18 protein-coding genes are annotated in these 20,670 nt (G+C 70.0%); 11 read left to right on the top strand and 7 right to left on the bottom strand.

Annotation, left to right across the window (positions count from 1 at the left end; all coding sequences use genetic code 11):
* Positions 1–339, bottom strand: coding sequence for a hypothetical protein (locus ABII15_RS28195; protein ID WP_353945061.1), 339 nt, complete (start codon positions 337–339; stop codon positions 1–3).
* A 197-nt stretch (positions 340–536) separates the two neighbouring features.
* Here ABII15_RS28195 and ABII15_RS28190 point away from each other — a divergent pair, with 197 nt between their 5' ends.
* From ABII15_RS28190 to ABII15_RS28180, 3 genes are all read left to right on the top strand, one after another.
* On the top strand, positions 537–1,268 hold the full coding sequence (locus ABII15_RS28190; RefSeq protein WP_353945060.1) for a hypothetical protein: 732 nt from the start codon (positions 537–539) through the stop codon (positions 1,266–1,268).
* Between the two features lie 153 nt (positions 1,269–1,421).
* Positions 1,422–2,147, top strand: coding sequence for a hypothetical protein (locus ABII15_RS28185; protein WP_353945059.1), 726 nt, complete (start codon positions 1,422–1,424; stop codon positions 2,145–2,147).
* Positions 2,148–2,299: 152 nt separating this feature from the next.
* Positions 2,300–3,043: a sporulation protein gene (locus ABII15_RS28180; RefSeq protein ID WP_353945058.1), complete on the top strand. Its 744-nt coding sequence runs from the start codon at positions 2,300–2,302 to the stop codon at positions 3,041–3,043.
* Positions 3,044–3,149: 106 nt separating this feature from the next.
* On the opposite strand, the gene ABII15_RS28175 is transcribed toward ABII15_RS28180, so the two are convergent.
* The 3 genes from ABII15_RS28175 to eccE form a co-directional block, all read right to left on the bottom strand.
* The gene (locus ABII15_RS28175; protein ID WP_353945057.1) at positions 3,150–5,615 is read right to left on the bottom strand and encodes a MinD/ParA family protein; all 2,466 of its coding nucleotides are present in this window, start codon (positions 5,613–5,615) and stop codon (positions 3,150–3,152) included.
* A gap of 207 nt (positions 5,616–5,822) precedes the next feature.
* The gene (locus ABII15_RS28170; RefSeq protein WP_353945056.1) at positions 5,823–7,394 is read right to left on the bottom strand and encodes a hypothetical protein; all 1,572 of its coding nucleotides are present in this window, start codon (positions 7,392–7,394) and stop codon (positions 5,823–5,825) included.
* On the bottom strand, positions 7,394–8,779 hold the full coding sequence (eccE, locus tag ABII15_RS28165; RefSeq protein WP_353945055.1) for a type VII secretion protein EccE: 1,386 nt from the start codon (positions 8,777–8,779) through the stop codon (positions 7,394–7,396). The genes ABII15_RS28170 and eccE overlap by 1 nt, the downstream gene beginning before the upstream one ends.
* A gap of 240 nt (positions 8,780–9,019) precedes the next feature.
* Between eccE and eccB the strand changes: the two genes are divergently transcribed.
* The 5 genes from eccB to ABII15_RS28140 all read left to right on the top strand — a co-directional run bounded on the left by eccB (position 9,020) and on the right by ABII15_RS28140 (position 15,426).
* A complete protein-coding gene (eccB, locus tag ABII15_RS28160) occupies positions 9,020–10,519 on the top strand; it encodes a type VII secretion protein EccB (RefSeq protein WP_353945054.1) in 1,500 nt (499 codons plus the stop codon).
* A gap of 23 nt (positions 10,520–10,542) precedes the next feature.
* Positions 10,543–11,793, top strand: coding sequence for a type VII secretion-associated serine protease mycosin (gene mycP, locus ABII15_RS28155; protein WP_353945053.1), 1,251 nt, complete (start codon positions 10,543–10,545; stop codon positions 11,791–11,793).
* A 129-nt stretch (positions 11,794–11,922) separates the two neighbouring features.
* Positions 11,923–12,297, top strand: coding sequence for a hypothetical protein (locus tag ABII15_RS28150; protein WP_353945052.1), 375 nt, complete (start codon positions 11,923–11,925; stop codon positions 12,295–12,297).
* Between the two features lie 106 nt (positions 12,298–12,403).
* Positions 12,404–13,945 carry a hypothetical protein gene (locus ABII15_RS28145; protein ID WP_353945051.1) on the top strand — a complete coding sequence of 514 codons (1,542 nt, stop codon included), beginning with the start codon at positions 12,404–12,406 and terminating at the stop codon, positions 13,943–13,945.
* A gap of 86 nt (positions 13,946–14,031) precedes the next feature.
* On the top strand, positions 14,032–15,426 hold the full coding sequence (locus ABII15_RS28140; RefSeq protein WP_353945050.1) for a S8 family serine peptidase: 1,395 nt from the start codon (positions 14,032–14,034) through the stop codon (positions 15,424–15,426).
* Positions 15,427–15,867: 441 nt separating this feature from the next.
* On the opposite strand, the gene ABII15_RS28135 is transcribed toward ABII15_RS28140, so the two are convergent.
* The 3 genes from ABII15_RS28135 to ABII15_RS28125 all read right to left on the bottom strand — a co-directional run bounded on the left by ABII15_RS28135 (position 15,868) and on the right by ABII15_RS28125 (position 17,571).
* The gene (locus ABII15_RS28135) at positions 15,868–15,996 is read right to left on the bottom strand and encodes a hypothetical protein (RefSeq protein ID WP_353945049.1); all 129 of its coding nucleotides are present in this window, start codon (positions 15,994–15,996) and stop codon (positions 15,868–15,870) included.
* A complete protein-coding gene (locus ABII15_RS28130; RefSeq protein WP_353945048.1) occupies positions 15,997–16,206 on the bottom strand; it encodes a hypothetical protein in 210 nt (69 codons plus the stop codon).
* 567 nt (positions 16,207–16,773) lie between these two features.
* The gene (locus ABII15_RS28125) at positions 16,774–17,571 is read right to left on the bottom strand and encodes a hypothetical protein (RefSeq protein ID WP_353945047.1); all 798 of its coding nucleotides are present in this window, start codon (positions 17,569–17,571) and stop codon (positions 16,774–16,776) included.
* 307 nt (positions 17,572–17,878) lie between these two features.
* Between ABII15_RS28125 and ABII15_RS28120 the strand changes: the two genes are divergently transcribed.
* The 3 genes from ABII15_RS28120 to ABII15_RS28110 all read left to right on the top strand — a co-directional run bounded on the left by ABII15_RS28120 (position 17,879) and on the right by ABII15_RS28110 (position 20,659).
* On the top strand, positions 17,879–19,528 hold the full coding sequence (locus tag ABII15_RS28120; RefSeq protein ID WP_353945046.1) for a toxin glutamine deamidase domain-containing protein: 1,650 nt from the start codon (positions 17,879–17,881) through the stop codon (positions 19,526–19,528).
* Positions 19,529–19,608: 80 nt separating this feature from the next.
* Positions 19,609–20,268, top strand: a complete 660-nt coding sequence (locus ABII15_RS28115; protein ID WP_353945045.1) for a hypothetical protein — start codon at positions 19,609–19,611, stop codon at positions 20,266–20,268.
* Positions 20,269–20,347: 79 nt separating this feature from the next.
* Positions 20,348–20,659 (top strand): DUF397 domain-containing protein, encoded by a 312-nt coding sequence (locus ABII15_RS28110; RefSeq protein ID WP_353945044.1) that lies wholly within the window; start codon positions 20,348–20,350, stop codon positions 20,657–20,659.
* The last annotated feature ends 11 nt before the right edge of the window (positions 20,660–20,670 follow it).

The raw sequence follows: 20,670 nt of genomic DNA, 5'->3' as shown, positions 1-20,670 counted from the left end.
TCAGGCCCCGCGGTTCTGGGACGCCTGCATCAGCGCCCGGTAGTGGTCCTGCTCCGTCGTGTCGTACTGCTCGGCCATGGAGTCCAGCTTCTCGCCGACCCCCTTGAGGGCCTCGGTGAGGTGCTCCAGCGAGTCGCGGATCCCGGCGCTGATCGGCTTGTAGAAGTCGAGGATCGTGGTGGCGATTCCGGCGTCGTCGTCACCGAATCCCTCTTCGTGTTCCTCGATCGCGTCGCCCGACTTCTTAGCGGCGGAACCGAAATCCTCACCGAGACGAGTGAACACCCGTCCCTGGGACTTCAGAACGTCCGCGTCGATGTCGTATCCAGAGCCCGCCATGGCCCGTTCCCCCTGCCGATCTCCTGCCAGTACCGGCCCCGCGGAGCCGAATGTCGTACTGTAGTCGACCACATCCTCAGGCGCCGCAGCAGGCACTCTCTCTTCACGTCCTGGACCTAGGACCGCCACGGGTGCCCGTTAAAGTGCCGACGACCTGGCATTCCCCCCACCACCGGGCCTCTCACGGAATCTTCGACATGACCTCTTCCGCCCCGTCCGCCTCGCCCGTACCTCCCTCCGCCCCGGATTCCGCGGCCACGCCCGAGCCGCCCGCGCCGATCGGGCGCTGGTTCGGGGTCGCGGTGGCCCTCGCCGCCCTCGCGGTCATCTGGTACGGCTTCTCCACCGCCGCGATGTCCTCGGGCCTCGTGGGGACGCGGGGCGAACTGACCATCAGTACGTGCGACACGCAGTACACCAGCGGCGGTTCCCGCTCCAGCGGCTCGCACCCGAGCAAGCGGGTGGGGCAACTCGCCTGCGAGGGGACGTTCCGCTCCTCCGACGGCGAGGTCGTGGACAAGTCCGCATGGCTCGTCCTGGACGGGAACCAGGGCGGCGGTGACGGCGACGCCATCGACGAGATCCGCGACAAGGGTGACGACCGGGGCTACAAGCCGGGCTACAAGATCGACGTCAACCGCTCGTCCGACGGCGGTCTCTACGTCACGAGCTGGCTGTCGATCGCCAACTGCCTGTGCCTGGGCTTCTTCGCGGTGATCTTCCTCGGCTACAGCATCACCTGCGTCGGCGCCGGCCACTTCCCCATGAAGGGCGTCGGCCCGACGCACAGCCAGGGAACCGCGATGCTGCCCAAGTGGGCCAGGAACACGGAGAGCTGGCTGTGGTTCATCGGCGGCGTCGGCCTGGTCCTGGCCATCATCTTCCGGATCCTGCTGATGTTCGCGGGCTTCGCGAGTCTGCTGTTGTGAGTGCCGCTCGATTCCAGCGGATCCGCATCCGGTTCGTCGCCCGCTTCGTGGAAGTTCCCTCCGCCCGAACACACACATCGGCATCGCTGATTTTCGGCTGACCGGCAAGCACATCAGAACGTCACCAGCCCACCGATGCCGTATGGAGAACCGATGTCGTCTGGAGAACCGGTGCAGACTTCTGCCGCCTCGCCTCAGCCGCCCGTCGAACCGCCGCCGGCCGACGGGACCGTGCCCGTTCCGCCGCCTGCCCTGATCGGGCGGATCTTCGGCATCGTGCTCGTGGTACTGACTCTCGGCGGAATGTACTGGACCTTCTCCACCGCCGTCCTGTCCAGCGGGTATGTCGGCTCGCACGGCGATCTCTCCATCGGCAAGTGCGCGGTGGAGTACACGACGCGCTCATCGAAGATGGGTACCCACCGGGTGCAGGACAGGGTCACCTGCGACGGGGTGTTCCGTTCGTCCGACGGGTCCGTCGTGGACAAGTCGGCCGCGATCACGCTGAGCTTCGGGGGTTCCAGTGCCGAGAGTGACGCCGCCGACAAGGTCACGGCGGAGAAGGCCGACACGCTCGCGGTGAACCGGTCCGGCGACGGCACGCTGGCGATCACCAGTGTGGAATCCGTGGGCAACTACCTGTGCGGCGGATTCTTCTTCATGCTCGTGTTCGCCTACGGGTCCAAGTGCGCACTCACCGGATCCTTCCCGAAAAAGGGCATCGGCCCCTCCGCGTCACAGGCGGACAAGATGCTGCCCAAGATGCTGAAGCCCGTGGAGGAATGGCTGTGGGTCATCGGCGGTATCGGACTCGTCCTCGCGATCCTGTTCCGCATCGGTATCGGGATCTTCGGCCTGGCCGCATTGCCCTTCCAATGACACCCCGGCCGTGACTCGGCAGGGTGCGCAATCGGGAGCGGTCGGGGCCCAACCGCACGCCGTAGTGGGTGAGTTAGGGTCTTCGCGCGGTGAGTCACGGCCGGTCTGGACGGTCCAGGCGGGGGTGCGGTCAGCGGCTCGGGGGAGGGTTCATGGCATTTCGCAAGTTCCTCAGTTCGCTCGGGGTCGGTGCGCCCGATGTCGAGACCACGCTCCACACCAGTGCGGTGCGGCCGGGCGACCAGTTGCACTGCAATGTGGAGCTGCGGGGCGGCTCCGTGGACATCGAGCTCCAGCAGATCCGGATCCAGCTCGTCGCGCGGTTCGAGGGCCGGGAGGAGACCGAGTCGCTGTGGGGCAACCCGGGTGTCCTCAAGTCGCTGGTGCTCGGCGAGCACGTCGCGCTGCGCGCCGGGGACTCGGTACACGGGCAGGTCACCATGGACGTACCGTGGGAGACGCCGCTGACCCATGTGCTCGGCGGGCGGCCGCTCAAGGGGGCGCGGGTGGCCGTTCGTACGGAGCTGTCCATCGAGAACTCCGTCGATCCCGGTGACTTCGACGAGATCCAGGTACACGCGCTGCCCGCGCAGGACGCGCTGTTGCAGGCGTACGCGAATCTCGGTTTCCGGTTCGACGAGGCCGAGGTGAAGAAGGGGACGCCCAAGGGCGGGCAGAACTCGCAGGTCGACTTCTGGCAGGAGATCGAGATGTGGTTCCCGCCGGAGTACCGGCGGCCCGGCGGGCAGGTGGAGTCGGTCTTCTTCGCGCGCCACGATTCGCTCGACCTGGTGACAGGGTCGCTCGGGCCGTTCACCTTTCCCTACGACAACATCGACGTGGCCGGGTGGACCGCCTGGCTCGACCAGCATCTGCGGTCGTCGTTCCAGCGGTAACAGGCAGGCGGCCAGGCATAGTTGGAATAGTTTGAATAGTTGGATACGAGGGTGGGGCCCGTCCGTACCACGGACGGGCCCCACCCTCGTACTGTCCCGCTCGCGCCTACTGCGGCGGCTGCTGCTGCGTCCAGCCCGACGGGAGCCCGCCGCCCTGCTGCGGCGGCTGGTGCGGCTGCTGCTGGGGGGCCTGGGGCTGCTGCTGCGGGTAGCCGTAGCCCTGCTGCTGGGGGGCCGGGGGCTGGGGCGCGTAACCCTGCTGGGGGAAGCCCGCGGGGGGCATGCCGGGCTGGGCGCCGTACATGCCGCCCGCCTGCATCTGGGTCTGGCTGCGCTGCGCGAAGTCCTCGGCGATCAGTGCCGCGATCTCGAAGTACGCCTCGCGGGTCTTCGGGCGCATCATGTCGAGGTCGACCTCGGCGCCGGCCGCCAGGTGCTCGTCGAAGGGGACGACGACCACGCCGCGGCAGCGCGTCTCGAAGTGGCTGACGATGTCGTCCACCTTGATCATCTTGCCGGTCTCGCGGACCCCGGAGATGACGGTCAGGGAGCGCTGGACGAGGTCCGCGTACCCGTGCGCCGACAGCCAGTCGAGGGTGGTGCTGGCGCTGGACGCGCCGTCGACCGACGGGGTGGAGATGATGACCAACTGGTCGGCCAGGTCCAGGACTCCGCGCATCGCGGAGTACAGCAGACCCGTACCGGAGTCGGTCAGGATGATCGGGTACTGCTTGCCGAGCACGTCGAGCGCGGCGCGGTAGTCCGCGTCGTTGAAGGACGTCGAGACCGCCGGGTCCACGTCGTTGGCGATGATCTCCAGGCCGGAGGGCGCCTGCGAGGTGAAGCGGCGGATGTCCATGTACGAATGCAGGTGCGGGATGTTCTGCACCAGGTCGCGGATGGTCGCCCCGGTCTCGCGGCGCACGCGGCGGCCGAGGGTGCCGGCGTCCGGGTTGGCGTCGATCGCGAGGATCTTGTCCTGCCGTTCGGAGGCGAGCGAGGCGCCGATCGACATCGTCGTGGTCGTCTTGCCGACGCCGCCCTTGAGGCTGATCACGGCAATGCGGTAGCAGGACATGACCGGGGTGCGGATCAGTTCCAGCTTGCGCTGCCGCTCGGCCTCGGCCGCCTTGGCGCCCAGCTTGAACTTGCTGGGGCCCTTGTTGTTGTTCTTGCGCTTCGGCTGCTGGCGCAGGAGGCGGTCGGAGCTCAGCTCGACCTGCGCGTTGTAGCCGAGCGGCGCGCCCGGCGCCGAACGCTGCTGGCCCGCGCCCGGGTCCCAGCCCGCCCGCGGATCGACGGGCGGCTGGGGGTACGGGGTCGGGGCGGGCGCCGGAGCGGCGGCCTGCGGCGCGGCCTGCTGGTACGGCTGCTGCGGAGGCTGCGGCTGCTGTCCGTACGGGGCGAACGGGGCCTGGCCCGGCTGCGGTTGACCCTGCTGCGGGGGCTGGGGCTGGCCCGGCTGCTGCGGGTAGCCGTAACCGGCGGGCGGCTGCTGCTGCGGCGCGGGCTGCTGTCCGTACGGGCCCGGCGCCTGCGGGGGCATCGGCTGGCCGGGGGCGGGCTGGGGCTGCGGGTAGCCCGGGGTCTGCTGGCCAGGAACCTGCTGGCCCGGAACCTGCTGCTGGGGCTGGGGTTGCGGCTGGGGGTAGCCGTAGCCGCCCTCGGCGGGCGGCATCGGAGCTGCCTGCGGGGCCTGCTGCTGGGGCTGGGGATAGCCGTAACCGCCGGTCGCGGGCGGCGGCGTGGGCTGGCCAGGCACCTGCTGCTGCGGGTAGCCGTAGCCCTCGGCGGGCGGGAGCGGGGCGCCCGGAGCGGGCTGCGGGGCCTGCTGCTGCGGGTAGCCGTACCCCGCGGCCGGCGGCATCGGCGCACCCGGCACCGGAGGCGTCGGCTGGCCCGGGAACTGCTGCTGGGGCTGGGGCTGCGGTGCGGCGGGCGCGGGAGCGGGTGCTTCGGGAGCGGGCGCCACCGGGGCGGGCTGCTGGGCCTGAGGTGCTTGCGGGGCCTGCGGGGTCGGCTGTGCCTGCTGCGCCTGCGGGGCCTGCGGGGCCTGCGAGTTCGGCGCACCGGTGCCGGTGTCGGTTCCGGACTCCGCTGGCGGCGGGGCGGCCGTGTCGTCGTCATCGTCGTCGTCGCCCCACAGGTCACCCGTGGGGTCGACGGTGCCGGACCGGTGGCTCGACGCGGCGGGATCGGCGGAGGCGGCGGCAGGAGCGGGCGGGGCCGGAGGCGCGGCGGGTGCGGGTTCCGCGGCGTCCCCCGTCCCCGTACTCGTACCGGCACCCGGCTCCGCGCCGGGGCCCGTCGTCGCGCCCGCGTTCCCGAAGCTCGGGAAGCCGGGTGCGGCCGGTGCCGCGGACTGGGCGGGCGGCGGGGGTGCGGGCGTCCCGGCCGGAGGGGTCGTGGGCGTGCCCGGAGAAGGAGGTGCGGGCGTCGCCTGGGCGCCCGATTCACCCGCATTCGTGTACCAGGACGGCGCGTCGAAGTCGAGGTGGAACTCGCCAGTCAGTTCCGTCTCGATCGATCCGTCGCCGAGGTCCGGGTTCCGCTGGTCCCGGTCACTGGTCACTACGCCTCCTGGTCTTGGCTGTGCATCTGAACGACTCGGCCTGGCACGGCTCCCCGGTCGTCCCCCGGACCGCTGAAGCGGTCCCGCACCACATGCGTCATCGCCGTTCGTCAAGACAGCCTAAACGCTCCGGGGCACCCGCCGTAAAGGCGGTACGCACGACTCTCGTACCGCCTCTCGGCGGGGCCGGGGTGCGGCGTTCGGGTGTCAGTCCATGCGGCGCGGGCCGCCGAGCAGACCGGTCTCCGGTTCCGTCGGCTGCACCATCACGTACTGGTGCTTGCCGCCGGCGATCCACAGCATCGTCGCGTCGCTGAGCGTCGGCAGCGTCTGGGTGAGCTGCTCGGGCAGCCGCAGTACGCGTCCGATGACCTCGGCCTCCTGCGGGGAGACGCTCTGCAGGCCGATCACGTCGGCGCGGGTGAGCAGCCGCGGTGCGCGCGGGCCGAGGAACGGGACCACGGTGAGCGTCGACTGCCAGGGCATCGGGGCGAGTTGGGAACGTCCGGGCTGTGCGCCCAGGTCCCGTACGACGAGTACGGGGCTGGCGACGGACGCGCCCTGCGCGGCGAGCTGGCGCGGCTCGTACACCGCGACGCACTGCAGGCCGCCGCCCGCCGCCTGGGCCATCGGGGCCCACGCCTGCGGGCGCACCGACTCGACGGCGATGCGGGCGCCGACGGCCGCGGTGCGCAGCGCGATGATCTGCGCGGTCCACATCGAGCCGACGACGACCACTTCGAGGGGCTTGGGCCGCAGTACGTCGAGGACGGCGGGCATGCCCTGCGGGTCGACGCCGATGACGACACCGTCGTCGCCGACGTTCACGCCGAGCGAGCCCAGCGACTTCTTCGGCAGGACGTGGCGGCGGCGGCGCGGGCCGCGCAGGCCGTAGCCGGCGTGGCTGAACTCCTCCTCGAACTCCGCGAAGTCGTCGTCGTTCGCCTCGGGTTCGTCGGGCAGCGCCCGGTGCGTGGGCCGACCGGAGCCGACCTCGGGCGCCGGGGCGTACGTCATCGTGGTGGAGGTGACGGGCTCCGGCGCGGCCTGCTGCTGGACGTGGCCCGCGCCGCCGGAGAAGTCGCCCTGCGCGGGGACGCCTCCCTGGAACGCGGCCTGGGGAGGCGCCTGTTGCGGCTGCGGCTGCGGCTGCTGGGGCGGCTGCGCGTACTGCTGCTGGGCCGCCGCCTGCTGCTGCCGCTGCTGGTCCTCCCACTGCCTGCGCCGCGCCTCGGCCTCCTCGGCCCGGCGCTGCTCCTCCTGGTAGCGGGCGCGCAACTGCCGCTGTTCCTCGGCGTGCTGGGCGGCGGCGGCCTGCTGCTGGGCGACCGCCTGCTGTTGTGCGGCCTGCTGGGCGGCGGCCTGTTCGGCCGCGGCCTGTTCGGCCGCGGCCTGCTGCTGCGCGGCCTGTTGGGCTGCCTGCTGAGCTGCGGCCTGCTGCTCGGCCGCCTGCTGCGCCTCCCACTGCTGGCGCCGCATCTCGGCCTCGGCCGCGCGGCGCTGCTGCTCGGCGGCCTGCTGCTGGGCCGCCTGCTGCTGAGCGGCCTGGTGCTGAGCGGCCTGCTGCTCGGGCGTGAGCTGCTGTTGCTGCTGCGGTTGTTGCTGCTGCTGCGGGTACCCGTATCCGCCCTGCTGCTGGGCGGCGGCCGCCGCCTGCTGGGCCTCCCACTGGCGGCGCCGCTCGGCGGCCTCCGCGGCGCGGCGCTGCTGCTCGGCGTACTCCTCGGGGGTCAACTGCGCGCCCGGGTCACGGGGATCGCGGTTTTCGGGGGTGCTCATCAGTGCGTGCCTCCGAGGGGAAGGGTGGCGAGGAGGCCGGGCAGCTGTTCCCGGTCGAGGCGGACGAGGCCGGCCTTGAGCGCGGTGGAGGAGCGTTCGAGCTCGCGCTTGGCCTGGTCCAGCTCGTTCTCGCTGCGCGCCGACAGCCGGACGTGCCCGCTGAGCGCGACGTCGTCGCGGCCGGCGCCGGAGACGGCGAGGGAGACGGTGGTGGCCATGGTGCGGGTGGCGGACAGACCGCTGGTGAGCGCGCCGAGCGGGGTCGCGCCGTGGCCGAGCTGCGGCCACGTACCGACCCAGTACGAGGCGTGCCACCGGTCGTCGCACCGCCAGGCCCGCACGGTCTCCTCGGTGCGCGGGCCCGAACTGCCGCCGCGTGACTGGGCGTTGAGGTTGGCGCGCGGGTTGACGCAGGCGGCCATGGACAGCGCGGAGATGATGCCGGTCTCGTCGAGGGCCTCGGCGCGGAAGCCGAGTCCGTTGAGCCGGCTGATCAGCTGGTCGGAGGCGCGCAGGAGTGCGCGCTGCGCACCGCGCACCCCGCCGCCGCGGGCCTCGACGGCCTCGGGGCAGAGTTCGGGGTCGAGCTTGAGCGCCACCCAGGTCATCCGGACCGCGGGGGCGCCCGCCTGCGCCTGGACGGCCGCGTACGCCTGGGCGGCGAGGGCCTGCGGCGGCAGGTGCGGGGCCGGGGCGGGCTGGGTGTACTGGACCAGCTGCACCGATTCGAGGTGGATGTCCTCCACGTCGAGGGAGTCGGCGAGGAGTTCGACCGGCAGCGGCCGCGCGTCGCTCGTCGGCCGCAGCGGCCCGGGCGCGGAGTCGACCTGCACGAGGGTGGTCAGGAACGTGCCGTCGCCGACGAATCCGACCAGGCGCCGGTCGCGGGACTCGTACTCATGGGTGCGCAGCGCCGGATCGGCTTCGAGCAGCGGCGCGAAGGAGCTGTCGACCTCCGCGGGCGGCGGGCCGGAGAAGGTGCGGCGGCGGCGCTTGAGCGCACGGCCGATCGCCATCCACTCGGGCAGCGGATGACGCCTGCGGCGGCCGAGGTTGAGGAAGACGAGCAGCCCGCCGACGATGGCGGCGGGCACCATCAGGATGGCGCTGATCGCCGCGGCCGCGACGACGAGCGCGAGGGCGATCTGGATGATGAGCAGATGGTGGGCGCTGACCGGCCCGAAGCTGCCCGCCTTGCGCGGCAGCCTCGGACGCACCGGGCCCGCCGGCGGACGCGCGGCCGCCTCGGGCTGCGTCGGTGGTGTGGTGCGACCGCCGCGCCGGGTGGGCGGGCGGCCCTGCTGGGGCCTCCCCGTCCCACGGCGCCCGGCCGGGGCCGGCCGCCCCGGATTGCCGCGCTGTCGGGTCCTGCTGGCGCTGGACATCCCCCGCCCTGCTCCTTCGCTCGCTGCTGTGTGACCCGCCCGGTCCGGCGGTGGCGCCGGCGCGTCGGGCCTCCGGGCCCTGAGTTTCACTGGCGCGTCGAAAATTGATACCCGTACGCCACGGGTCGATCGTCACACGGCATAGTAGAGGCCCGTGCGGCGCGTGCGCCGGGGGTGGTCGAGAAGTGGACCCAGGTAAGTACCAGTACGGTCCGGCAAGAACGGGGAGATTACGTAACGATGGCGTCACGTCGTGATGAGCTGAATGCCTACAACTTCTCACGGAAGCGGACAGTTGCCTCTTTCCTGAAGCCGCTGCCCAACGGCTCGGTGGAGTCGGCGCCCAAGCCGCTGAAGCACGCGATCTCCGGCATCGTGATGAGCGTGGTGATCCTGGCCGGGTTCGGGGCGTGCGGCATGCTGAGCCCGGTGGCGCCGGAGGGGTGGGACACCCCGGAGGCCGGGATCATCGTGACGGATCCGTCGGCGACTCGATACGTGGTCCTGAAGTCTGGCAAAAAGGACAAGAAGACCGGCAAAGATACTCCTGTCCTGCACCCGGTTCTCAACCTCGCATCGGCCCGGCTTCTGTTGGATCCGAAAAATAGCGGTGAGGGTTCCGTGAAGACCGTCAAGGAGAAATTCCTCGACGACTCGAATATCGCTCAAGGGGCGATGGTGGGAATTCCGTACGCTCCCGACCGCCTGCCGAACGACAAGGACGCGGGCACTCCCAAGGTTTGGGCTCTGTGTGAGCAGGCGAGCTCCGACAGCACGGACAGGAAGTCGGTCCAGCAGACCGTCCTCGTGCTGGACAGCCAGGACGCGAAGAAGGTCTCCGAAAAGGGTTCGGGCAAGCTGGCGGGCAACCAGGCCCTGTACGTGCAGAACAAGAGCGGTACGCCGTATCTGGTGAGCAGCAACGGTGTCGCCTACGAGCTGAAGGCGAGCAGCACCGGAGACCTCGCCGCACTCATCCGCACCCTCTTCGGTGACGGCGCCGAACCGCGCACGGTCACGGACAACTGGCTGAGCACGCTCAGGACGAGCCCGCAGCCGATCTCGATGCCGGCCGTACCGAACGACGGACAGCCGTCGCGGGCGAACGGCGTGCCCGACAAGTTCCGCACCACGGGCACCCTGCTGCGGACCCGCAACGGCCAGCACTACCTGGTCGAGCAGGACCGGCTCATCCCCATCACGGAGTTCCAGACGGCCCTGCTCAAGGAGACGCTCGCCGACTCGCGGACGACGACGGTCAACCAGGTCGACATCGAGCCCGAGAAGGCAGGAAAGCTGGCGGGCGCCGAGTCCTGGCCCTCCCTGGCGGTCTCCCTGGCCAACGGCGGGCAGAAGGACACCTCCTGCTCCGTCTACGGCGGCGGCGAGGCGACCGACCTGACCACCTGGGCCGGTTCGTCCCTGCCCATCAAGTCGATCGCGGCGAGCGCTTCCTCGTACGTCAGCCCGGGCAGCGGTCTGCTCTACCAGGACGCGGAGGGCAAGTCGAAAACCGGCTTCAACTACCTGGTGACCGACACCGGCCTGCGCTACCACATCCCCGTCGGCAACGACTCCGACGTCAAGTCGGGCAGCGACAAGCAAGAGGTCAACCAGGCGCAGGTCCGTCTCGGGTACGAGAAGGCGCAGAAGGTGTACGTGCCCATCCAGTGGTCCAAGCTCCTGCCGTCCGGCCCGGATCTGACGACCGATGCCGCCAAGCAGACGCAGAACTCCTAGGGGGAGCAGACACCGTGGCATCCATGGCCTCCATGGCTTCCTTCGCCTCCGCGCGGCGCGCGGCCGCGGCGCTGGCGGCCACCGCCGCACTCGCGGGACTGACCGCGACTCCCGCGGTCGCCGACGACACCGACCCTCAACTGGCCAGCACTGACTGTCAGTTCGGCGGTTCCGTCATCAAGGGCACACCGTGGTCGCTGCAGCGTGTCATCACCAAGCAGCTGTGGGAGGACCAGGCCCTCATGGGTGACGACCAGGTCGTCGCCGTCATCGACACAGGCGTCGCCGCGAACAACCCGCAGCTGGCGGGCAAGGTCCTCGGCGGGCAGTCGTTCGCCGGCAAGGGCAACAAGGCCACGAACGACGGCGTCGGCCACGGTACGAAGGTGGCCGGGATCATCGTGGCCCAGCCGATCGCGGGCACCGGCTTCCACGGCCTGGCCCCGCACGCCAAGATCCTCCCCCTGCAGACCAGTACGCAGGAGGAAGGCGGCAATCTGGCGACGATGGTCGCCGCCATCAACGCGGCCGTCAAAGCGAAGGTCGACGTCATCAACATCTCCCAGGGCACCACGGCGAACCCGTCCGAACTCACGGACCTGCAGGCCGCGGTGGACAAGGCGGAGCAGGCAGGCATCCTCATCGTGGCCTCGGCGGGCAACAACGGCTCGTCCGGCAAGGAGTCCAACACCTACCCGGCGGCCCTGACCAACTCCAACGTCCTGTCCGTCGCCGCCTCCGACCGCAACAACGAGCGCGCCTCGTTCTCCACCCCGAACGAGCAGGTGGACATCGCCGCTCCCGGCGTCGACATGGTCTCGACCGTGCCGGTCAGCGGCCAGTGCGTCGACCAGGGCACGTCGTTCTCGGCGCCGTACGCGGCAGGGGTGGCCGCCCTGCTCAGGCAGAAGCATCCCAAGTGGTCGCCGGCCCAGGTCATCTGGCACCTGGAGGCGACGGCGACGCGCTCGCACCCGTACCACGACAAGAACATCGGCTGGGGCGTCATCGACCCCGTCACGGCGATCAAGGACGAGACCGAACAGCCCCGGCAGATCACCGACAAGGATCTGCAGGCGGCAGCGGTGACGAGCAGGGGCGACGACGAGAAGATCATTCCCGCGAAGCTGACTCTCGGGGAGACCCCGGCGGAGCGCAACGCCCGGTACGGGACCTACCTGGTGATCGGGGGCGGGCTGCTGCTCGGAGTGATCTCCGCGGGGGCGATGGCCCGCCGCGACTGGCTGCGCAAGCGCGGGGCCGACGTGCTGTGAGCGGTTTGTGAGGAAACTTGTAAGGGGCTAGTAAAGCAGGGCACCCTGTACGTCAAGGCATGCACATGCAGTAGGCGTAAGTGGGCGCCAGGTGTGGGTCGTTGACGTTAACGGGGAGGACAGCCGGAGATGGCTGACGGGTACGAGGTCGATCTCGACGCGCTGGACCAGGTGGTCAAGGAGCTCAATCAGGTCCTGAAGGACATGGGTGGGCCGAAACGCAAGGCGGCGCACTCAACGTACGTGCCGAAGTCGGCGCTGGGGAACTTCGACGAGGCGCAGAAGCTGGCCGACGCGCACGACGCCATGAAGACCCGGATCGAAGAAGAAATGATCGGCAAGATCGAGAAGCTGATCGACAAGTTCGGCAGGAAGACGGAGAAGGCGCGCGGCGTCTACCAGGACGCCGAGGCCGACAACTCCATCGCGGCGGACAAGGCGCGCGGCGTCTACCAGGACACGGAGACCGGCAACACCAGCACGGTGGCGGACCGCAACGCGTAAGGGGGACCTAGCAATGACGGTGGGATCGGGTGGCGCGCCCCGTGGTGCGTCCGGGAGAGGGTTCGACACCCCCTTCAACACGAAGGACCTCGACACTCTCAAGAGCATGGTCAGCGACACCAATCCGGGCCTGCTCAGGGAGGTCTCCCAGAGTTGGCAGGAGGTTCACGACGAGCTCGTCGGCTCGGACGGGAACGGTGGCCTGCTGAAGCAGTTCAACGACTCGGTGAAGAAGGTTCTGGAGAGCTGGAAGGGCAACTCCGCGGACAAGTTCGCGGAGGAGGCGGGGAAGATCGGTCAGGAGATGGCGGCCGGCGGCAACTCCGCGAAGTTCACCTCGGACGCGATGTTCTCCTCCGCGGACAACCTCGACCAGGTCAAGACGGCGGTCGGAGACATCGACGTCAGCTGGTGGGACGAAGCCTGCGACTCCGTCAGCGACTACTTCAGCAGCATGGACGCTGCGGATTTCGCCGCTGTGATGGCGGCTCCCGCCTCCTTCGGCGCCACTGCGATGGTCTCGCAGTATCGGCACATGCAGGCCGCCCAGAGTGCTCAGAGCAGCGTTCAAGGCGATATCGCCAGCGGGATGGAGACCAAGAACGTCATCTCCAAGTGGAGCGACAGCATGGGCGCCAAGCAGGAGGCGGCTCTGCAGGCGGCTACGCATCTGGAAGAGTTGGCGAAGTCCTACAACGGGGTCTCTCAGCAGCTGGATGAAGGCGGCGGCACGGGCTCCGTCTTCACCCCGCACCCGGTCGACACCGGCGGCGTCGGCAATACGGGCATCTCCGGCTCCGGTGGCACCAACCCGAGCATCCCCGGGGGTACCAGCATCCCCTCGGGCGCGATCGGTGGTGGCATCGGCGGCTCCGGTCTGGGTGGTGTGCACTCGCCCGACATCTCGACCATGCCCACTCCCAACTCCGGGATCTCGACGATGCCCACGCCCGGGTCGAACCCGTTCGGCGGCGGAGGCTCGCAGATCAACACCGGTCTCGACAGCGCCGGTCCGAGCCTGGGCGCGGGAGGCGGTGCGGGCCTCGGCGGAGGCGCGGGCGCCGGTCTCGGCGCCGGTGGCGGTATCGGAGCCGGCGGAGCCGGTGGTGGCATCGGTGGCGGAGCGGGTGCGGGCCTCGGCGCCGGTGGCATGGCCGGCGGTCTGGCCGGTGGCATGGCCGGCGGCGCGGCAGGGCTCGGCCGTTCGGCGGGTGGAGCCGGTGCCGGACGCGCGGGCGGTGCGGCCGGACGCGCGGGCGCCGGACGCGGCATGGGCGGCATGGGCGGCGGCGCGGGCGGTGCGGGCGCCGGCAAGGGCGGCCTCGGCGGAGCCGGCCGGACAGGCGCCTCGGCGCGCGCCAAGGGGGGCGTGGTCGGCGCACCCAAGGGCAAGACCGGCGGCGCGTTCACCCCGGGCGGTTCGGGGCTTCGCAACCGCGGCAGCAGCGCGAGCGGCACAGGAGCCGGCGCCGGAGCCCGGGGGCAGAACGGCCGCAACGGCATGGGCCCCGGCGGAGCCGGCGGACGCGGTGCCGGTAAGCAACGTGGCGAGGGCGGAAACAGCAGCCGTCGTCCCGACTACCTGTACGAGGACGAAGAGACCTGGACGCCCAAGGAGCGCAAGGTCAACCCGCCTGTCATCGAGTGACCGGCTAGCCTTCGTGAGGCCCGTGACCATCCGGTCACGGGCCTCACGTCCGACAGCACGCAGAGAATCCAGAAAGGTGTCAGAGCATGCGCTTCGCGCAAACGACGCTCCGCGCGATGGGCGGCGCGGCGATGGTGGGAGCCTTGGTGCTCGGCACCGCACCGGCCGCATCGGCGGACGCGACCAGAGACGCCCAGTGGCAGAACAAGGCGTTCGACATCGCCGCCGTCCACAAGGTCGCCACGGGCAAGGGCGTCACCGTCGCCGTGCTCGACGACGGCGTGGACAGCACACATCCGGACCTGACGGGCAAGGTGCTTGCGGGTAAGCGCTGTTCGGACGGCAAGCCCGCCAACCAGGAGACCCTCGACGACCACGGTACGGGTATGGCCTCGCTGATCGTCGGCCACGGCCATGGGCCCGGGAACAGCGAAGGCGTACTGGGTCTCGCTCCGGACGCCGAGGTCCTGCCCATCGACATCTTCGCCACCGAGGGCTCGGGCTTCGGCGTCAAGAAGAAGACGGCCTGTGACTGGGACGAGTCGATTCGCTACGCCGTCGACCATGGCGCCGACGTGATCAGCATCTCGGCCACTCAGAGCTACGCGGGCGAGAAGGAAAAGGAAGCCGTCGCCTACGCGATCGCCCACAACGTCGTGGTCGTCCAGGCCTCCGGCAATGACGGGATTCAGCAGAACTCCGGTCTCGGCTCGGTTCCCGGCGTCGTCCAGGTCGGCGGTTCGGTTCAGAACGGAACCCCCTGGGAGGACGAGAACTACTCCCAGAAGCTCACGTTCACTGCCCCGGCCAAGGACATCATCGTCGCCACGGCCAAGGGCGGCTACGAGGTCGACGGCAAGTTCGTCAAAGGCGACTACGTCACCGGCGACGGCACCTCCATGTCCACCGCCATCGCCTCGGCCACGTTCGCCCTTCTCAAGCAGAAGTTCCCGGACTACACCCCCGGTCAACTGGTGAACCGCGTCATCAAGTCCACGTACATCGCCAAGGGCGTCGACAAGGCGAAGCTCCCCGACGCGTACCACGGCTACGGTGACCTCAGCCCGCTCAAGGCTCTCACCGAGAACGTCGCCAAGGGCGGCGAGAACGGCCCCTGGGACCTGTCCGCGCTGCCCGGGGCGGCCAAGGGCAAGAGCGGCGCCGCGTCGTCACCGTCCGCTTCCGGCGCGACCGCCTCCGACAGCAGCGACGACAACAGCTCCAACACCATGCTCTACGTCGGCATCGGCGCCGGTGTCCTCATCGTCATCGTGCTGATCGTCGTCCTGGCCACCCGCAAGAAGAACAACCGCGGCGGCCCGGGCGGACCCGGTGGCCCCGGGGGACCCGGCGGCTGGGGTCCCGGTACCCCGCAGCAGCCCTACCAGCAACAGCCTTACCAGCAGCAGCCTTACCAACAACAGCCGCCGCCGGCCGGTCCTTACGGTGGACAGCAGCAGAGTGGGCCTCCCGGCTACTGATCGTCTGGCACCGCACTCCTGAGGCCCGTGACCCATCACCCGGTCACGGGCCTCGCCTTTTCTCAGGGCTGCCGAGGGAGCGGCTCCCATCCAGCTCCGCAACGCGCCCTCGAACGTTTGCCGTTGCTTGACGCAACGTTCGAGACCGTGAGTAAACTCGGCGCAAAATAGCGCCAGTTGAGGCGGCCGCGATGACGCGGGGACACGGGGCTACGGGGATACGGGGGACGCCGTCGTGGCGATGATGTTGCCGGACGAGTTGGCCTGGCTGTTGGAGATGCTGGGTTTCGACTGGCCGACTGCGAACGAGGATCATCTGACGCAGTGTGCCGCGACGTGGCGGGATTTCGGGGCGCAGGTCGGGGACATCCAGGCGGCTGCGGTGCAGTCGGCGGGGAATGTCACGTCCGACAATTATGGTGATTCGATCGATGCGTTCGTTCAGAAGTGGCAGGACTTCTCGGGTGGGTCGGGGTATCTGGATGATGCCCGGCAGGCTGCGGAGATGATCGCGTTCGTGTTCGACACGGCGGCTGTGCTGGTGATCGCGATGAAGATCGCGGTGATCATTCAGTTGACGGTGCTGGCGATCCAGATCGCGATCGCGGCGGCGACGGCGGTGGTGACGTTCGGGTTGTCGGGTGCGGCGTCGGCGGCGTTGACGCAGGTGACGCGGGTTGCGGTGCGGAAGATCCTCAAGGAGACGGCGGAGGCCGTTTTGGAGGCGGTGCTGGAGGCGGTGAAGGAGCCGTTCGTCTCCGCGTTGGAGGAGATGAGCAAGGATCTGATCGCCCAGACGGTGAATCAGGGCTTCGGGGCGCAGGACGGTTACAACCTGGGGCGGACTGCGAACGCGGGGACGCAGGCGGTCAAGGACGGGTTCTCCAACTTCGGCTCGACGCTGGGTGAGTCGTTGCGGGACGGGGCCGGTGGCCGGGCGGGGCATCATGCGCGTGGCGGGCTGGATCACGCGGCGGGTAATGGTGGGCACGGCGGGTCTGATTCCGGGTCGAGTGGTGACGGTGGCTCGGGTTCGGGGTCCGGTTCGGGGGCTGACGGAGGCTCTGGGGCGGGCTCGGGTTCCGGGGCCGGTTCGGGGGCTGACGGAGGCTCGAGGTCGGGTGCAGGTGCTGGTTCCAGTGGGGGCAGTGGGTCCGGCGGGTCCGGTCATACCGGTGGGGGCGGCGGCTCCGGTGGTACGTCGGCCGGCTCGGGAGCGGGCTCCGGTTCCGGTTCGCAGGTGAGCTCCGGGTCCGGTGATGGCGATGGTGGGTCAGGGGGCACCGGTACCTCGTCGGCGTCCTCTGGTGCCGGATCCGGCACGTCCGGAACCGGGGGCGACGGCAGTCAGGTGCGGACCACGGCGGCTGCCTCCGGTGACACGGGTGGTGGGTCGTCGAGCAGTACGTCGTCCGTGGGCGCGAGCGCGAGTGCGGACACCGGGGGCGTGAACTCCTCGGCGGACAGTGGCAGGCCGTTGACGCCGTTCGACGAGGGATACCGCGAGCAGCAGACCACGGTAGACAGTTCCGTGCAGACCGAAACCCGCGGCCCGGACGGGTCCTCGAGTTCGCCCACCCCGTCAGGCGCGCAGCGCGATTCCGGTGGTACCGGTACCGCGTCGCCGGAGCCGCATTCCGGGCCGGAGACGCGTGCCGCGGCCGACACGTCGACGGCCTCGCCGACACCGTCCGGCGCGAGCGCGCAGAGCATCAACACGTCCTCGGAGAGCGCCCCGACCGCCCAGGACACCAACGGGGCGGCGCAGGCCCCGGGCTCCGCGCACACGCCCTCGCAGGGAAGCACGCACGACCCGTCGGCCGGGCAGGATCCACGGACACAGGTCCAGCAGCCCGCAGCGGCCCAGACCGGCACACCCACACCCACACCCACATCCACCGACCCGTCGTCGTCCAGCACACAGCCGTCCAACACGTCCTCGCCGTCGAACACCACACCAGGCAGCACGCCGGGTACCACTCCGGGTTCCACGCCGGGCGGGAGCCCGAGCGCGAGTACGGGTTCCAGCCCGGGGTCGCCCTCGCGTTCGTCGGCGCCGACGTTCCACGCGCAGAGCGTGACGACGGCCGAGGCGCCCACGGCCGCGACCTCCAATCGCCCCGGGCCCACGCCGGCCTCCACCACGAACGGCGATCCCGGCCCAGCGACGAACATCCCCAACCAGACGCCCCAGACGGGCCCGGCTCCCGCCACCACCGCACAGCCGACCACCCCGCAACAGCAACCGGCCCGCCCGACGGCATCAACCACCCCACCCCGCACCGACACACCCCAACGCACCAACCCGACGCAGACGCCTCCCGCCCCGTCTTCCACACCCCAGAACCGGACTCCGGCCCCGACGCCCGGCCGGACGCCGGCCGGGGTGCCGAACCAAGCGACGCCGAACCAGGCAGCGCCATCGACCCCCGCCGACACGGCCCCAACCTGCATGCGTCCCCTGCCCGCCGCCGAACCCGAACCCGCTCCGCAGCAGAACGGCAAGCCCGACAACCAGCAACCCGGGCCGGACGACGGAACGCGGTCCCCTGCCGCCCCGACGCCGCCCGCCGGTGCCGAGAACCAGAGCGACATCCGTGGCAGCCTCGACCACGCGCCCCACGGCCTGCTCGACCCGGACGAGAGGGACCAGCAGACTCTCGACGACGCCGTTCCCCGCGATCCCGACGGCACTCCGGTGCGCCACCCGAATCCGTTCCTCAGATGGCTCAAGGTCCTCAACGACGGGGGGTTCGATCAACCGGGCCGCTCCAACAACTGTGCCGACTGTGCGCGCTCCTTCCTGGAGACCTGGTTCGGGCGCCCCACCGTTTCCGCACCCCGCACCCCCGACGCCAACCCGGACGGCACCCCCGACCGCACCACCCCCGAGCGCGACTCCTACACCAACATGGAGCGTTACGCCGGAGCCCCTCACCAATGGGCCGGCGCCGACCATCCCAACCCCTACGCGCGCATCGCCTACCACCTGCGACAGGCCGGACCCGGCTCGGCCGCGTTCATCGGAGTCACCTGGCCCGGCGGCGGTGGCCACGCCTTCAACGCCGTCAACCACGAGGGAACCATCGTCTGGGTCGACACACAGACCGGCGATGTCTCCCCCCATCCCCTCCACACCAATGCCGCCACCGTCAGCTACATCCCTCTCGACGCCGACGGGCACCCGCTCCCGTCTCTCTACTCCGACCAGACCTCACCATCCGGCACCGCGACAGACGAACCAGGACAGACAGTCGGTCCGGCAGCCGACCCGACAGCCGCGAACTACGGCAGTGCCCCTGCTGACTCCACGCCGCCCGACGAAACCGATCGCTCGTCCTCGGCAGCCGAAAGCCCCGACGCCGAAGACCCCACGGCCGCGGCCTCGGAGACCGGCGACACGGAATCGTCCCCGGACGCCTCGGACACCGCCGATAGACGGACCCGGGCCGAGAACGTTCTGGGCCCGGAAGCCTCGCGCGTCACCGACCTCGACGACTGGCTGGCCTTCCACGGCCAGAAGGCCGAGCACGAGTTCGCGCAGGCGCTGCGCGAGATGGACGAGGCTCGCCGCCTCCTGGAGGAGAACCCTGGCGCCACCCTCCGCACGGCCCTGGAGCAGGAGGCTCCCCTGCGGCCGAACACCCAGGAGGCGCTCCCCGAGTTCGACCTCGCTCTCACGCACCCCGACGGCACGGAGACGCGAGTGGAGGTCACCACGATCAACCGCCCGGTGAAACAGCTCAAGCACTTCTTCGAAGCTGTTCACCACGGCCTCGACAAGGCTTTGGACCGGGACAGATACGATGAATCACTGCAGATTCCGCGCCCCCGCCAAGTCAGCATCTATATGGAGTTGGGGCCCTTCCGCAGCGAGCGGAAGGGAATGATCACCGAGTTGACGGAGGACGGCACCCTGCGCCGCCTCCGGCCGGACGGGGTAACGGTCATCGGGGAGAGCAACATCTACGAAGATCTGAGAAATCACTTGCCAAAGATCCCGGGCAACGAAAGCCTCGACATCATTACCCTCATCAATCCGAGCACCGGAGTTTCGGCCGAATTCACCTTCGGCGAGAACGGCTGGCAGAGAACGCGATGACCACAGACGCCTCCCCCGCTCCCATCCGTATGCGGGACTTCCCCGGCCACTCCGTCTCGCTCACGTACGACATCGACGCCGTGGACGCCACGCAACCCGTCGCGGCACAGATCGCGTTGACGGCGCTCTTCGACCTCTATGCCGCTGTCGGCGGAGTTCCGCTGACTCTGGAGTTGGCCACGGCCTACTGGGACGCGGAATTCGGTATCCCTTTGGACGATCCGGTCAGGCCCGACGGCGACTGGGCGCTGCACGCCGAGAGGTTTCCGCCCGAACTGCGCGTGCGGCCCCGGGCGAAGGATCAGCGGGTGTCCCGGACCGCTGTGCTCGATCTGGGCAGTTGTCGCGGATTCGTCAGCGATGCCCTGCGCAAGAACGAGCGCGACATCGGCGGCCAGTCCTTCGTGGGCTGGAAGAGCATGGAGGTGCACGCGAGCTCCGTCCGGCTGCCCGCCGGTGTTCCTCTCGACGACGGAATGCTGCCGGTTCAGGTCGGGCGGGGAATCGTACGTACCTCTGTCGAGATCCACGAGGGGGCCGGGTGGGCCGCCGGGCCCAGTTCGCCGTCCATGATGGAGGGACCTCTGGAGTGCTTGATCACACAGGATTCCGGGGAGATCGAACTGACGGTCTCCGCGTACTGGACGCCCTGGTGTCCCGGCGGTTCGGAGTATCCGGCCCTGCGGCGTGCTGTGGCGGCTCTCGTAGAGAACGGGTGGGCCTTCGGCTTCGAGGGATGACGGCTCGGCCGTCACTCGTGGTCAACTGCCGTTAAGCTGACTGCGATTAACGCAGGGCGACGGAAAGGGCTGATGCGGCGTGGGGACCAATGGCGAGGCGCCGAAGGAGACGCCGGAGGAGATCAAGGCCCGCAAGGAGCGCGAGAAGGACGAGCTGTACGCGCTCGACATCTCCGGCGTCGAGTGGCACAGCGCGCCCGGTACCGAGCAGCACGAGGAGCGCGTCGAGATCGCGTATCTGCCGGGCGGCGCGGTGGCGATGCGTTCGTCGCTGGAGCCCGGGACCGTGCTGCGGTACACCGAGGCGGAGTGGACGGCGTTCGTGCTCGGTGCGCGCGACGGCGAGTTCGACCTGGAGCCCGCACCGCACAACGGCGGGCTCGACGCATAGGCGTGCACCGC

Origin of the sequence: Streptomyces sp. HUAS MG91 (assembly GCF_040529335.1) — a bacterium.
Taxonomy (GTDB): Bacteria; Actinomycetota; Actinomycetes; order Streptomycetales; family Streptomycetaceae; genus Streptomyces; species Streptomyces tabacisoli.
This window is presented reverse-complemented; position numbering and strand designations above follow the sequence as displayed.